The sequence below is a fragment of the Lysobacter korlensis genome, assembly GCF_042434515.1.
On sequence record NZ_JBHLTG010000001.1, the window covers coordinates 1,698,403 to 1,712,645 of the forward strand.

Genomic DNA, 14,243 nt, shown 5'->3' on the forward strand with positions numbered 1-14,243 from the left:
GCCCATGCTGCGCATCCAGGCTGAAGCGCTGACTTTCGACGACGTTTCACTCGTCCCCGCGCATTCCACCGTCCTGCCGAAGGACGTCTCGCTCGCCACCCGGCTGACCCGCGACCTCACGATCCGACTGCCGATCCTGTCGGCGGCGATGGACACCGTCAGCGAAGCCCGTCTCGCGATCTCGATGGCGCAGCTCGGCGGCATCAGCATCATCCACAAGAACATGAGCCTGGTGGCGCAGGCCGCTCAGGTCGCGCAGGTCAAGAAGTTCGAGGCCGGTGTGATCAAGGAGCCGTTCACCGTCGGCCCTGACACGACGATTGCCGAAGTCCTCAAGCTGACGCGCGCACGCAACATCTCCGGCGTGCCGGTGGTCGACGCAAACGGTCAGCTCGTCGGCATCGTCACGAGCCGCGACATGCGCTTCGAGACCAAGCTCGACGATCCGATCCGCAACATCATGACCAAGAAGGACCGGCTCGTGACGGTGGGCGAGGGCGCGCCGGACGACGAAGTGCTGTCGCTGCTGCACAAGCACCGCATCGAGAAGGTGCTCGTGGTCAACGGCGACTTCGCGCTGCGTGGTCTGATCACGGTCAAGGACATCCAGAAGAAGCGCGACAATCCGAACGCGGCGTACGACGCGAGCGAGCGGCTGCTCGTGGGCGCCGCAGTTGGCGTCGGCGGCGATACCGAGGCGCGCGTCGAAGCACTGGTCGCGGCCGGTGTCGACGTCATCGTCGTGGATACCGCGCACGGCCATTCGCAGGGCGTGCTCGACCGCGTGAAGTGGGTCAAGCAGCGCTTCCCGCAGGTGCAGGTGATCGGCGGCAACATCGTGACCGGAGATGCAGCGCTCGCGCTGATGGACCACGGCGCCGATGCGGTAAAGGTCGGCGTCGGCCCGGGTTCGATCTGCACCACGCGCATCGTCGCGGGCGTGGGCGTGCCGCAGATCACCGCGGTGTCGATGGTCGCCGAGGCGCTGCAGGACCGCATTCCGCTGATCGCGGACGGCGGTATCCGCTACTCGGGCGACATCGGCAAGGCGATCGTCGCAGGCGCTTCCAGCGTGATGGTCGGCGGCCTGTTCGCCGGCACTGAGGAATCGCCCGGCGAAACAGAGCTGTTCCAGGGCCGCAGCTACAAGAGCTACCGCGGCATGGGCTCGCTCGGCGCGATGGAGCAGGGCTCGAAGGACCGCTACTTCCAGGACGCGTCGGACGCCGACAAGCTCGTACCGGAAGGCATCGAAGGGCGCGTTCCGTACCGCGGTCCGCTGCGCAACGTCGTGCACCAGCTCGCTGGCGGCCTGCGCGCGACGATGGGCTATGTCGGTTGCGCGACGATCGAGGAGATGCGCAAGAAGCCCAGCTTCGTGCGGGTCACCAGCGCCGGCACGCGCGAGAGCCACGTGCACGACGTGCAGATCACGAAAGAACCGCCGAATTACCGCGCCGGGTGAGCGAGCGCGCTGAGCCGATGCCAGGCATCGTCCGCGGTCGCGAACGCGAACGCGAACGCCACGCTCTGTGCGGCTTGGCCGGATGACCGCGTAGACCGGCCGGCCACCGATGGCGGACCGGACGATCCGAAGTCTCTAACCTGCGCCACGGACGGCGACGTAACTCCGCCGAAACCAGACCGCCGAACCCGAACCCAACGGCCACCATGACCGACATCCACAGCGACAAGATCCTGATCCTCGATTTCGGCGCGCAGTACACGCAGCTGATCGCCCGTCGAATCCGCGAGATCGGCGTCTACTGCGAGGTCTGGGCCTGGGACCACGACCCGTCGGAGATCGCGCAGTTCGGTGCGAAGGGCATCATCCTTTCGGGCGGCCCTGAATCGACCACGGTCGAAGGCGCGCCTCGTGCTCCGCAGGAAGTGTTCGACTCGGGCCTGCCGATCTTCGGCATCTGCTACGGCATGCAGACGCTTGCCGCGCAGCTGGGCGGCGCGACCGAGGCTGCGGACGCGCGCGAGTTCGGCCATGCGCAGGTCGAGCTGATCGCGCAGGATTCACTGCTCGACGGCCTCAAGGACCATCCGGGCTCGCCGCCGAAGCTCGATGTCTGGATGAGCCACGGCGACCACGTCGCGAAGGCGCCGCCGGGCTTCACCGTCACCGCGCGCACCGACCGCATTCCGGTCGCGGCGATGGCGAACGAAGCCAAGCGCTGGTACGGCGTGCAGTTCCACCCCGAGGTCACGCATACCAAGTCCGGCCAGGCGATGCTGCGCCGCTTCGTCGTCGACATCTGCGGCTGCCAGACGCTGTGGACCGCCGCGAACATCATCGAGGACCAGATCGCACGCGTCCGCGAGCAGGTCGGCACCGATGAGGTGATCCTCGGCCTGTCCGGCGGCGTCGATTCGTCGGTCGTTGCCGCGCTGCTGCACAAGGCGATCGGCGACCAGCTGACCTGCGTGTTCGTCGATACGGGCCTGCTGCGCTGGAAGGAAGGCGATCAGGTCATGGCGACGTTCGCCGAGCACCTCGGCGTCAAGGTCGTGCGTGTCAACGCGGCTGAACGCTATTTCAGCAAGCTCGAAGGCGTCACCGACCCCGAGGCCAAGCGCAAGATCATCGGCAACCTGTTCGTCGACATCTTCGACGACGAGTCGTCGAAGCTTGCGAACGCGAAGTGGCTGGCGCAGGGCACGATCTACCCCGACGTCATCGAGTCAGCTGGCAGTCGCACCGGCAAGGCCCACGTCATCAAGAGCCATCACAACGTCGGTGGGCTGCCGGAAAACATGAAGCTCGGCCTCGTCGAGCCGCTGCGCGAACTGTTCAAGGACGAGGTACGCCGCTTGGGTGTCGAGCTCGGCCTGCCGCGCGAGATGGTCTACCGCCATCCGTTCCCGGGCCCGGGCCTCGGCGTGCGCATCCTCGGCGAGGTCAAGCCCGAGTACGCCCGCCTGCTCGCGATGGCCGACCAGATCTTCATCGACGAGCTGCGCCGTGCTGGTCTGTACGACAAGGTCAGCCAGGCGTTCGCGGTGTTCCTGCCGGTCAAGTCGGTCGGCGTGGTCGGTGATGCGCGTGCGTACGAATGGGTGATCGCGCTGCGCGCCGTCGAGACGATCGACTTCATGACCGCGCACTGGGCCCACCTGCCGTATGACTTCCTAGGACACGTGTCGACGCGGATCATCAACGAACTGCGCGGCGTGTCGCGGGTGGTCTACGACATCAGCGGGAAGCCGCCGGCGACGATCGAATGGGAGTAAGCGGGGACCGCTTACTCGCGTCAGCAGCCGGCGGCCCGCTGACGGTCGAGGTCGTCAGCGGGCCTGGCACTACCCGTCGGCTCATCAGTGAGACTCGGTGCCTCTGCGAGATGCTCTGCGACGGCGCCGCACCGCTGCCAGCCCCGATGCACTCGAAGCCCCCGGTCTATGCACCTCGCGGAAACTGACCCATCCGCGCTCGACGTAGCGTGGATGCGGCACGCGCTGGCACTGGCCGAACGCGCCGAGCGTGAGGACAACGAAATTCCGGTCGGCGCCGTGGTCGTGGGCGCCGACGGCGAAGTGTTGGGCGAAGGTTCGAACCGCAACATCAGCGATTGCGATCCGTCGGCGCATGCCGAGATCGTCGCGTTGCGTGAAGCCGGCAGGCGCGTTGGCAATCACCGGCTGCTCGGCACGACGCTCTACGTAACGCTTGAGCCCTGCGCGATGTGCGCAATGGCGATCGTGCACGCGCGCGTTGGTCGCGTCGTGTTCGGTGCGTTCGATCCGAAAACGGGCGCGGCCGGCAGCGTGTTCGACCTGCTCGCAGACCCCCGGCACAACCATCGGGTGCAGGTGCTCGGTGGCGTGCTGGCCGGGGAGGCCGGTACGCGGCTTACGAACTACTTCCGTCGCAAGCGCGGCAAGGCGCCGATCTGATCCCGCCCGAGCCGGCCTCAGGTCCGGCGCCGCGAAAGCTCGTGATCAAGTTCCTCGTCGAAGCTGCTCACCGACAGGCGGACTTCGGTGCCGAGCGCGAAGCTCGCGAGCAATAGGAAACTCACACCGAGCACCGCCAGTGCAGTCGGCAACACACCCAGCCTGAAACCGATAAACGCGTCGATCGCCAGCGCCAAGCTGGTGCCCACGAACGCTCCCAGCCCGGCGTACAGAAACTGGCACGCTCGCAACACCAGCTGCGCGCGGCGGCGGTGGCGCGTGATCTGGATGTCGCGGACTTCGCGGTCGGGCGCGTCCTGCTCCCATGCCACGATCAGCGCGCGCAGCCGGTCCACCACGCGTGCAAGGCGCGCATTCGCCGAGACCAGCAGCGACGCCGTTGCTGCCATGAGCAGGGCGGGCGCCAGCATCGAGGTCAGGATCGCGTAATGGCCAAGCGCGGGATTGTCGAACATCGTCGATTGGGCGGGGAGGGGCTGCGATATCATGCGGCGTCCCGAACCACACTGCGAGCGCATGGCTGCCAATCCGAACAAGGACCACCGGCTGATCTGGATAGACCTCGAAATGACGGGTCTGGATACCGACAACGACTCGATCCTCGAGATCGCAACGGTCGTTACCGACGCCGACCTGCAGATCCTCGCCGAAGGGCCCGAGCTGGCCATTTCGCACCCGGTCGCCCGCCTCGAGGCGATGGACGAGTGGAACCGCAACCAGCACGGCAAGTCCGGCCTGTGGCAGCGCGTGGTGGAGCAGGGCGTGTCGATGCAGGAGGCCGAAGAAAGAACGCTCGCGTTTCTCGAGCACTGGGTCGCCGCAGGCACGTCACCGATGTGCGGCAACTCGATCTGCCAGGATCGCCGGTTCCTGCACCGCGAGATGCCGCGGCTCCAGAAGTACTTCCACTATCGCAACCTCGACGTCAGCACCATCAAGGAGCTGGCGCGTCGCTGGGCCCCCGACGTGCTCGCTGGCATCGGTAAGGACGCCAAGCACACGGCGCTGAGCGACGTGCACGACTCGATCGCCGAACTGCGGCATTACCGCGCGCACATGGGGCGGCTTGGCGGCATGGGCGTATCGCGCGGCTGAGACGGGTTGGCCCGGCGGCGTTGGCTCCTGCGAGCAGCGGCAGCCCAACTTCAGCAGCACACGAAAAGCCCGGCAGTTGCCGGGCTTTTTGCTGTCGCGACTCTAATGTCCCGCGGATGCGAGACCGGCCGGGATCGCCTCAGGGCTCGGTCGGCGGACGCGCCGATCCCAGTTGCCGCGGGTCGATGACGCTGCCGTCGCGCGGTGAGTGGTGGTAGACGTGCACGTCGCGCTGCGGGAACGGGATCCCGACGCCTGCGGCATCGAACGCCTTCTTGATGCGTTCGGTAAGCTCGCACTTGGTCGAGAAAAAATCGGCGTTGGACGCATGGCATCGGATGCCGAGGTTGACGCTGTTGTCGGCCAGCGCGTACACGAGCACGTCGGGGGCGGGCTCGGCCAGCACGCGCGGGTCGGCATGCATGACTTCCAGCGCCCGGGCCCGCGCGACGTCGATGTCGGCGTTGTACGCGATACCGATGATCAGTTCGATGCGCCGCACCGTGTCCGGCGTCAGGTTGATAATCGAATCATTCGTGACGAGGCTGTTCGGCAGCACGATGGTCTGGTTGTCCGCGCCACGCAGGCGTGTCTGGAAGATGCTGATTTCTTCCACCTTGCCGGTCGCGTTGTTGATCGTGACGATGTCACCGACGCGGAACGGTTTGAGCGTCACCAGCATCACGCCCGAGGCGATGTTCGACAGCGAATCCTTCAGCGCCAGGCCGATCGCGAGGCCGGCCGCTCCGAGCACCGCAAACGCCGAGGTCATCGGCACCTCGAAGACGCTGAGCACGGTCAGCGCGAGCAGCACCAGCAGCGCGACGTAGGCGACCTTGCGCAGGAACTGCACCGCGGTCGGCTCGACCTGCGCCCGCGTCAACCCGCGCTCGGCGATCTCGGTGGCCCAGCGCGCAAGCCTGAGGCCGATCGCGAGGATGACGAGCGCCGCAAGGAGCTTCAGGCCCCAGTTGACGAAGAAGGTCTTCCAGTCGATGCCATCGAGCGAATCGAACCACTGCATGCGTCTTTCTCCCGCTGAAACGAGACGCCCCGCTTGGGCGCGGGGCGTCTTGAGGTCCGGGCGCCGACGGCGGGGCCGTCAGCCTCCGGTATCGGCTGGCCTCAGCCGGCGGCCGCCTTGACCTTCGCCAGCCTCAACCACGTGTCGACGACCGTGTCGGGGTTCAAGGATACCGACTCGATCCCCTGTTCCATCAGCCATTCGGCAAGGTCCGGATGGTCACTCGGGCCCTGGCCGCAGATGCCGACGTACTTGCCCTTCGCGCGCGCGGCCGAGATCGCCATCGACAGCATCTTCTTGACTGCCGGGTCGCGCTCGTCGAACAGGTTCGCCACGATGCCCGAGTCACGATCCAGCCCGAGCGTCAGCTGGGTCAAATCGTTCGAGCCGATCGAGAAGCCGTCGAAGATCTCGAGGAACTCGTCGGCCAGCAGCGCGTTCGACGGCACCTCGCACATCATGATGATCTTCAGGCCGTCCTTGCCCTGCTCGAGACCGTTACCGCGCAGCACTTCGACGACCTTGCGGCCTTCGTCCAGCGTGCGGACGAACGGGATCATGACCCAGCAGTTGGTCAGACCCATCTGCTCGCGCACCTTGAGCACCGCACGGCACTCGAGCGCGAACGCCTCCGCGAAGCTCGCGTCGACGTAGCGGCTCGCACCACGGAAGCCGATCATCGGGTTCTCTTCGTGCGGCTCGTAACGCGCGCCGCCGATCAGGTTCGCGTACTCGTTCGACTTGAAGTCCGACAGGCGCACGATGACGGGGTGCGGCGCGAACGCCGCGGTGATCGTGGCAATGCCTTCGGCGAGACGATCGACGTAGAAGTCCACCGGGCTCGCATAACCGGCGATGCGCTCGTCGATCTTCTTCTTCGTGTCCGCGTCCTGGCGGTCGTACTCGAGCAGCGCCTTCGGGTGCACGCCGATGTGGCTGGCAATGATCATCTCGAGACGTGCGAGGCCAACGCCCGCGTGCGGCAGCATCGCGAAATCGAATGCGCGCTCGGGGTTCGCGACGTTCATCATGACCTTGAGCGGTGCCGGCGGCATGTGCTCGAGGTCGGCGACGTTGCGTTCGAAGGGCAGGGAGCCGGAATAGATAAAGCCGGTATCACCTTCGCAGCAGCTGATCGTCACTTCCTGCCCGTCCTCGATCACGTCGAGCGCGTTGCCGGTGCCGACGACGGCCGGGACGCCCAGCTCGCGCGCGATGATGGCGGCGTGGCAGGTGCGACCGCCGCGGTTGGTCACGATCGCGGCCGAGCGCTTCATCACCGGTTCCCAGTCGGGGTCGGTCATGTCGGCGACCAGCACGTCGCCGGGCTGCACGCGGTTCATGTCCTCGAGCGAGCGCACGACGCGTGCGATGCCGCTGCCGATCTTCTGTCCGATCGCGCGGCCCTCGCAGATCACCGGGCCTCGTTGCATCAGCTGGTAACGCTCGATCTGCGTCGCCTTGCCGCGCGACTTCACGGTTTCGGGGCGCGCCTGCACGATGAACAGCTTGCCGCTGACGCCGTCTTTGGCCCACTCGATATCCATCGGGCGGCCGTAATGCTTTTCGATCGTCAGCGCCTGGCGTGCGAGTTCATGCACGTCCTCGTCGTTGATGGAGAAGCGGTTGCGCAGTTCCGCCGGAGTGTCCTCGATGCGCACGCGCTCGCCGGGCGTGTCGGAATAGACCATCCGCACCTGCTTGGCACCGATCGAGCGACGCAGGATCGCCGGCTTGCCCTGCTGCACGGTGGGCTTGTAGACGTAGAACTCGTCGGGATTCACGGCGCCCTGCACGACCATCTCGCCGAGGCCGTAGCTCGAAGTGATGAACACCACGTCGCGGAAGCCCGACTCGGTATCGAGGGTGAAGAGCACGCCCGATGCGCCGACATTCGAGCGCACCATCAGCTGCACACCGGCGGAGAGGAACACGTCTTCGTGCTTGAAGCCGTGGTGTACGCGGTACGCGATCGCGCGGTCGTTGTAGAGGCTTGCGAAGACTTCCTTGACCTTGCGGACGACGTCGTCCTCGCCGGTCACGTTGAGGAAGGTCTCCTGCTGGCCTGCGAACGATGCGTCCGGCAGGTCCTCGGCGGTTGCCGACGAGCGCACGGCGACCGCCACGTCACCACCGCCATTCTCGCTGCACAGCTGGCGATAAGCGGTGCGGATGTCGGCATCGAGCTCGGGTTGCAGCGGCGCATCGATCACCCAGCCGCGGATTTCCGTGCCGGCTGCGGTGAGTGCGCGCACGTCCTCGACGTCGAGCGATGCGAGGCGGTCGAAAATACGCTGGTGCAGGTCGTTATGGGCGATGAACGCCTTGAACGCTTCGGCCGTAGTGGCGAAACCGCCGGGCACCGAAACGCCGAGGTTCGCGAGGTTGCCGATCATCTCGCCGAGCGACGAGTTTTTACCGCCCACGCGGGCAAGGTCGGTGAGCCGCAGTGCATGCAGCCACAGGATGTTCTCGTTCAAGCAACAGTCTCCAAAAACGGGCGTGCGCGTGCCACTGCGCGATAGCCGGATATGATCGCCGCTGCGTCGGACCCATACAAGCTTGATCCGACGGACTTTTTTCTCTTTAACTGGTCATCAAGGGGTGTGCGATGCTGGCGATCCGGCCTGTGTTCTACGTGTCCGACGGCACCGGCATCACTGCCGAAACCATCGGGCACAGCCTGCTCACGCAGTTCACGGACACCCACTTCATCAGTGAACGTTATCCGTTCGTAGATACGGTCGAGCGCGCGCACGAAGTCGCCGCCCGGATCCGTGCCGTGGGCGAGCAGCACGGTGCCAGACCCATCGTGATCAACTCGTGCGTAAACAGCGACGTCTGCGCCGCGGTCTGCGAAAGCGGGGCTCTGGTGCTCGACGTGTTCGCGCCGTTTATCGACCCGCTGGAGCGGGAGCTGGGCCAGATGCGACAGCGGCACATGGGGCGCGCGCACGCGATCGTCGACTTCGATACCTACCATCGGCGCATCAATGCGATGAACTTCGCCCTGACCCACGACGACGGGCAGAGCATCGATTACTCCGAGGCCGACGTGATCCTCGTTGCCGTCTCGCGTGCGGGCAAGACGCCGACCTGCGTGTATCTGGCGCTGCATTACGGTGTGCGGGCGGCCAACTACCCGCTGGTCGACGAGGACCTGGATCACGACCGCCTGCCGCCACGGCTGCGTGCGCACCGACACAAGCTGTTCGGCCTGACAATCGATCCGCAGCGACTGCACCAGATCCGGCAGGAGCGACGGCCGAACTCGCGTTATGCGCAGCTCGAGACCTGCAGGCGCGAGGTCGCGGCCGCTGAGACGATGTTCCGCGCCGAGCGGGTCCCGACCCTGAGCACGACCCACACCTCAATCGAGGAGATCGCGAGCAAGGTGCTGACCACGCTCAACATCCGGCGCGAAATGTTCTAAGCCGGCGCGCCGTCGCAGATTCCGGAACGAGGCTGAAACGGTTCATTCGCGGGCACAGACCCGTGCACGGTCGCCGTGTAGGATCGTCCCATGAACTCGATGGTGACCCGATCCCGCCTCGTTCCGAAGCTCAATCGCCTCGGATGGCTGATGGCGCTGTACACGGAAAACGAGGCGCGCCTGGTGCGGCTTTTCGCACCGCGCGAGTTGCCGGTTGGGCGCTACGTGTCCGATATCGGGGACGGCCTGCCGGTGCATATCGACGTGATCGAACAACACCGGTACACGACCGAGCTGCGACTGACGTACGGAATCTTCGACCCCGTCACCGGCGAGCCGGATCCGTCCGCGTATCTGCGGCTCTACCACGACACGCGGCAGCTCGAGGCGACGCATTGCTACGTCGGGCGTCGCTGGCAGGACGTCATCGGCATGTTTCCGCCGCCTGCGCGACTGATCGGGCACCGTTTGCGGATGAACACGTTTCTCGGCAAATGGCTCGAGTATCTGGGTGAGCGTGGGCACAGCGCCGCGACTCTTCGGCCTGCGGAAGAAATTTCGTCCGTCGCGCAAAAAACGGCTTGACGACCTCTGGGTCGCTCCTTAAAGTAGCGGACTTTCCAGCCCGTGGGGCCATAGCTCAGCTGGGAGAGCGCCTGCATGGCATGCAGGAGGTCGGCGGTTCGATCCCGCCTGGCTCCACCACTGGTAGAAAAAAGAAGATATCGGGCTCAGGCCGGTTGTATTGTCCGATTTCGGTTTTACTGCGTCCCCATCGTCTAGAGGCCTAGGACATTACCCTTTCACGGTAGCGACCGGGGTTCGAATCCCCGTGGGGACGCCACTATTCCGACACCGGGGGCTGCCGAAAGGCGGCCCCTGGTGTTTTGTGCGTTTGTTTTTTGCGGTGGGCACGATTGCGATTGCGATTGCGATTGCGATTGCGATGCGGTCGGTGGGCGCGCCGCGGTCTACAAGCGTTGACGTACTAAAGGCTCGGGAGAACGGTAGCGCGGGCATGTCTCGATGCCGGCGTGTTTCATCGCGTGCTCATGCCGGGCCTCGCTATGCTCGACGGGCCATCGGAGACGAATCGCCATGAGCCGCCCACCCGACGATGTCGCCAGCCTTCTGTACGAGCTTGAATCGCGCCTGTCGACGATGCTCGCCGCTTCGCCTTCGCGCGAGGATTTCTGGCGCGATTTCGAACCGCACGCTCAGTCGGTGCGCGAAGCTGCCGGGCCGGAGCGGCAGGCGTATGCGCAGACCGAGATCGAACGGATGCTCAGCAGCCAGGGGCTTATCCCGAACCCGTTCGACTATCCGATTGATCCGATCGATGGTGTGACGCGCGATCAGTAGAACGCTGCACGGCGCGAGCGGCGCGTTACGAGTGGCGCCATGCGCCGCGCACGCGCGGAATCGGAATCAACGTCCTTCGATTGCAGCGCCCTACGATTGCAGCTCACGCAGCGTGACCGACGGCGGCGCGTCGAGCACGCGGCGCGTTGCCCAAAGACCGGCAAGCAACGACGCGAGCATTCCCGACACGCCGCCGATTGCCGCGAGTTTCCAATCGGCCTCCCACGGTAGATCGAACACGCGCACGGCAACGACACCGGCCAGCACGGAAGCGGCGATCGCTGCGGTGACCCCTGAAATCAGGCCGATCGCGGCGAACTCCGAAGCCTGGGCGAGCCGCAACTGGCGACGGTTCGCACCAAGCACGCGCATGACGCCGCCTTCGAGCAGGCGCTCGTCCTGACTGGCGCTGACGGCCGCCATCAACACGAGAACGCCTGCGGCCAGCGCGAACCAGAACACGACCTGCACGACTGTCGCGACCTGATCGCCGGTGCTGCGCACCTGATCTAGCACGGCGTCGATATCGATCACCGAGAGATTCGGAAACAGACCGACCAGATCGGCAGTAAAGCGCGAATCCGAGGGGGGCACACTAACGGCGGTGATGTAGCTCGCCGGGTAATCATCAAGCGAGCCCGGCGACGCGATCACGAAGAAGTTCGGCCGAAAGCTCTCCCACTCGACTGCGCGCAGGCTGGTGATCGTCGCCTCGAACGGCTGGCCTGCAATGTCGAACCGCACCCGATCGCCCACTTTCCAACCGAGGTCCTCGGCGAACTTTTCCTCGACCGACAGTTCCGGTGTCGCCGGCACCGTTCGGCCCCAGAAACGGCCGGCGGTAACGTCGTTGTCTTCGCGCAGTGCACTTGCGACCGACAGGTTGAATTCGCGCTCGGCGCGCCGGCGTGCCTGTTGGTCGTCCTCGTAGCTGGCGCCGCTGACAGGCCGGCCGTTATGAGCGGCGAGGCGTGCGCGGATCATCGGGTAGAGCTCGGGCTTGCCGAGCCCGCGATCGGCCATGAAGCGCCGGACATCCGCGAGCTGGTCCTGCTGTGCGTTGATGATGAAGCGGTTCGGGGCCTCGTCGGCCAGCGTCAGCTGCCACCGGTCGAGCAGGTCGGTCCGCACGAACGTCAGCAGCAGAAGCACCATCAGGCCAAGCCCGAGTGCGGCGATCTGAGCGACGCTGGTGCCCGCTCGCCGGCTCACGTTTGCCAGGCCGTAGCGCAGGCTGCCGCGCAGTCTGGAACGCGCGCGCCGCAGCAGGGCGACCAGCGCCCAGCCGAGCAGCCCAAGTACCGCCAGCGTGGCGACTACGCCTCCGAGCATGGCGAGCGCAAGCGTCGGCGAGCCCGCCTTCCACCACAGCAACGCGGCGAGGCCACCGAGGCCGAGCACGCCGACCAGCCATGCGCTGGGTTCGGTCGGGTCCAGGTCGCGCCGCAGCACGCGCAGCGCGGGCACGCGGCGAAGTGCGAGCACCGGCGGCGCGCCGAATGCGAGCAGCACGGTCAGACCGACACCGAGTCCCTCGAGCGCCGGGCCCCATTCCGCACCGGGGATCGACATCCCCATCGACTGCTCCAGCCAGTTGCCGACGAGCCACTGCAGTGCGAACGCGAGTCCGATGCCGGCGCCGCTGGCGAGCAGCCCCAGCAGCATGAGTTCGCCGATGTGCACGATCGCGAGCGTGGCCTGGCTGGCACCGATGCATCGCATCACCGCTGCGCCTGCACGGTGGCGCTCGCTGTGGCGTCGGGCCGCCATCGCCACGGCAACCGCGGCAAGAATGACGGACACCAGCGCAGCGAGACCGAGGAACCGGCCTGCGCGGTCCAGCGCCGAACGCAATTCCGGGCGGGCTTCGCCAATCGTTTCCAGGCGCTGGCCACGGCCGAGCGCGGGTTTTGCCCGGTCGACGAAGCGCTCGACTGCGGCAGGCGGGCCTGCGATCGCAAGCCGGTAGCGGATCCGGCTGCCTTCCTGCACCAGGCCGGTGCCGGGCAGGTCGTCGAGATTGATGAAGACCTTCGGTGCAACGTCGAAGTAGTCGAGCGCGGCGTCGGGCTCCTGCGTGACCAGGCCGGTCAGCCGGAACGTCGCGTCGCCGACGGCGATCGAGTCGCCGATGCGGGCATCGAGCGCGTCGGCGCCCGCGCGGCTCAGCCATGCGGTTCCGGCTGCCGGGACGCTGCCGGCGTCGCGCTCGGTTCCAGCCGCGTCGATGAGGCGGACGCTGCCGCGCAGCGGATAGCCCTCGCCGAGCGCGCGCAGATCGCCGAGCTGCAGGCGGGCGTCGTCGGCATCGCCGACCCGCACCATCGTCTGAAGCTCCTGCGTGCGGGCTTGTCGCAGGCCGGCGTCGGCCGCCGCGGCCGCGACCGCGCCCTCGATCGGCGCATCGGCACGCACCACCGCATCGCCGCCGAGCAGGCGGTTCGCTTCGATCGCGAGGCCGCGCTCGGCACGGTCGGTAATGAAGCCCACCGCGGTCACGGCCAGGACGGCGAGCACGAGCGCGGCGAGCAGAATGCGGATCTCGCCCGCCCGCAGATCGCGCCGGAACTGCCTCCAGGCGAGGCGCAGTGCATTCATCGCGGCTGCTGCTCCCCGGCGACAAGCCGCCCGGCATCCAGCCGCAACCTACGCGAGCAGCGGCGCGCGAGCATCTCGTCGTGCGTGACCAGCACCAGCGTCGTGCCGCGTTCGGCGTTCATCGAGAACAGCAGCTCGATGATCGTCTCGCCCGTGTGCGTATCGAGGTTGCCTGTGGGCTCGTCGGCGAACAGCAACGCCGGGCCGGTGACGAACGAGCGTGCGAGCGCGACCCGTTGCTGCTCGCCGCCCGACAGCTGCCGTGGGTAATGCGCAAGCCGCTCGCCGAGCCCGACCTTCGCGAGCATCGCGCGTGCCGGCGCTTCGACGTCGCGATCGCCGCGCAGTTCGAGCGGCAGCATCACGTTTTCCAGCGCGGTCAGCGAAGGCAGCAGCTGGAAGTTCTGGAACACGAAACCGACCTTGTCCGCGCGGACCCGTGCACGGCCGTCTTCGTCGAGCGTCGAAAGCGGGCGGCCATCGAGACGTACTTCGCCGCGGCTCGGCGTATCGAGGCCCGCCATCAGCGACAGTAGGGTGCTCTTGCCCGAGCCCGACGCGCCGACGATTGCGACGGTGTCGCCGGGTGCGATCGAAAAATCGATGCCGTCGAGGATCACGAGTTCGCCGGATGCGAGCTGTACGCGCTTGCCGAGCCCTTCGACCTCGAGTGCCGCTTTCGCGCGCATGGTCGCTTCAGCGTGGGGCGGGGTGTCCTCGGCCATGATCTTCACGGTTGTGTCTCTAAGGTGAGTCGTTGCGCCAACCGGCGATGCAGCGACGGGAGAAATGCATGAAAGCAGGATA

The 14,243-nt window shown here is 66.4% G+C and carries 12 protein-coding genes and 2 tRNA genes; 9 read left to right on the forward strand and 5 right to left on the reverse strand.

The window, feature by feature from the left end; all coding sequences use genetic code 11:
• Positions 1–4 precede the first annotated feature (4 nt).
• The 3 genes from guaB to tadA all read left to right on the forward strand — a co-directional run bounded on the left by guaB (position 5) and on the right by tadA (position 3,903).
• Entirely contained in the window at positions 5–1,465 is a 1,461-nt protein-coding gene (guaB, locus tag ACFFGH_RS07985; protein ID WP_386666741.1) for an IMP dehydrogenase, read from the forward strand.
• Between the two features lie 206 nt (positions 1,466–1,671).
• Positions 1,672–3,240, forward strand: coding sequence for a glutamine-hydrolyzing GMP synthase (guaA, locus tag ACFFGH_RS07990; RefSeq protein WP_386666744.1), 1,569 nt, complete (start codon positions 1,672–1,674; stop codon positions 3,238–3,240).
• Between the two features lie 168 nt (positions 3,241–3,408).
• Positions 3,409–3,903: a tRNA adenosine(34) deaminase TadA gene (gene tadA, locus ACFFGH_RS07995; RefSeq protein WP_386666747.1), complete on the forward strand. Its 495-nt coding sequence runs from the start codon at positions 3,409–3,411 to the stop codon at positions 3,901–3,903.
• 17 nt (positions 3,904–3,920) lie between these two features.
• Here tadA and ACFFGH_RS08000 read toward each other — a convergent pair whose 3' ends face one another.
• The gene (locus ACFFGH_RS08000; RefSeq protein WP_386666749.1) at positions 3,921–4,460 is read right to left on the reverse strand and encodes a DUF2721 domain-containing protein; all 540 of its coding nucleotides are present in this window, start codon (positions 4,458–4,460) and stop codon (positions 3,921–3,923) included.
• Between ACFFGH_RS08000 and orn the strand changes: the two genes are divergently transcribed.
• Positions 4,441–5,019 (forward strand): oligoribonuclease, encoded by a 579-nt coding sequence (gene orn, locus ACFFGH_RS08005; RefSeq protein WP_386666752.1) that lies wholly within the window; start codon positions 4,441–4,443, stop codon positions 5,017–5,019. The genes ACFFGH_RS08000 and orn overlap by 20 nt on opposite strands.
• 139 nt (positions 5,020–5,158) lie before the next feature.
• Here the strand turns inward: orn and ACFFGH_RS08010 are convergent, their stop codons facing one another.
• Together ACFFGH_RS08010 and ppsA are read right to left on the reverse strand one after the other, a co-directional pair.
• A complete protein-coding gene (locus ACFFGH_RS08010; RefSeq protein WP_386666754.1) occupies positions 5,159–6,043 on the reverse strand; it encodes a mechanosensitive ion channel family protein in 885 nt (294 codons plus the stop codon).
• 101 nt (positions 6,044–6,144) lie between these two features.
• A complete protein-coding gene (gene ppsA / locus ACFFGH_RS08015; RefSeq protein ID WP_386666757.1) occupies positions 6,145–8,523 on the reverse strand; it encodes a phosphoenolpyruvate synthase in 2,379 nt (792 codons plus the stop codon).
• A gap of 131 nt (positions 8,524–8,654) precedes the next feature.
• Between ppsA and ppsR the strand changes: the two genes are divergently transcribed.
• The 5 genes from ppsR (at position 8,655) to ACFFGH_RS08040 (ending at position 10,838) form a co-directional block, all read left to right on the forward strand.
• Entirely contained in the window at positions 8,655–9,476 is an 822-nt protein-coding gene (ppsR, locus tag ACFFGH_RS08020) for a posphoenolpyruvate synthetase regulatory kinase/phosphorylase PpsR (protein WP_386666760.1), read from the forward strand.
• Between the two features lie 90 nt (positions 9,477–9,566).
• Entirely contained in the window at positions 9,567–10,061 is a 495-nt protein-coding gene (locus tag ACFFGH_RS08025; protein ID WP_386666763.1) for a DUF1249 domain-containing protein, read from the forward strand.
• Between the two features lie 44 nt (positions 10,062–10,105).
• A tRNA-Ala gene (locus tag ACFFGH_RS08030) sits at positions 10,106–10,181 on the forward strand.
• 63 nt (positions 10,182–10,244) lie between these two features.
• Positions 10,245–10,320 (forward strand) — tRNA-Glu (locus ACFFGH_RS08035).
• Positions 10,321–10,574: 254 nt separating this feature from the next.
• Complete coding sequence (locus tag ACFFGH_RS08040; RefSeq protein ID WP_386666765.1) at positions 10,575–10,838, forward strand: hypothetical protein; 264 nt, start codon at positions 10,575–10,577, stop codon at positions 10,836–10,838.
• 90 nt (positions 10,839–10,928) lie between these two features.
• Here ACFFGH_RS08040 and ACFFGH_RS08045 read toward each other — a convergent pair whose 3' ends face one another.
• Positions 10,929–13,436, reverse strand: coding sequence for an ABC transporter permease (locus tag ACFFGH_RS08045; RefSeq protein WP_386666768.1), 2,508 nt, complete (start codon positions 13,434–13,436; stop codon positions 10,929–10,931).
• On the reverse strand, positions 13,433–14,161 hold the full coding sequence (locus ACFFGH_RS08050) for an ABC transporter ATP-binding protein (RefSeq protein ID WP_446686149.1): 729 nt from the start codon (positions 14,159–14,161) through the stop codon (positions 13,433–13,435). Before ACFFGH_RS08050 ends, ACFFGH_RS08045 begins: the two co-directional genes overlap by 4 nt.
• Positions 14,162–14,243: the final 82 nt, after the last annotated feature.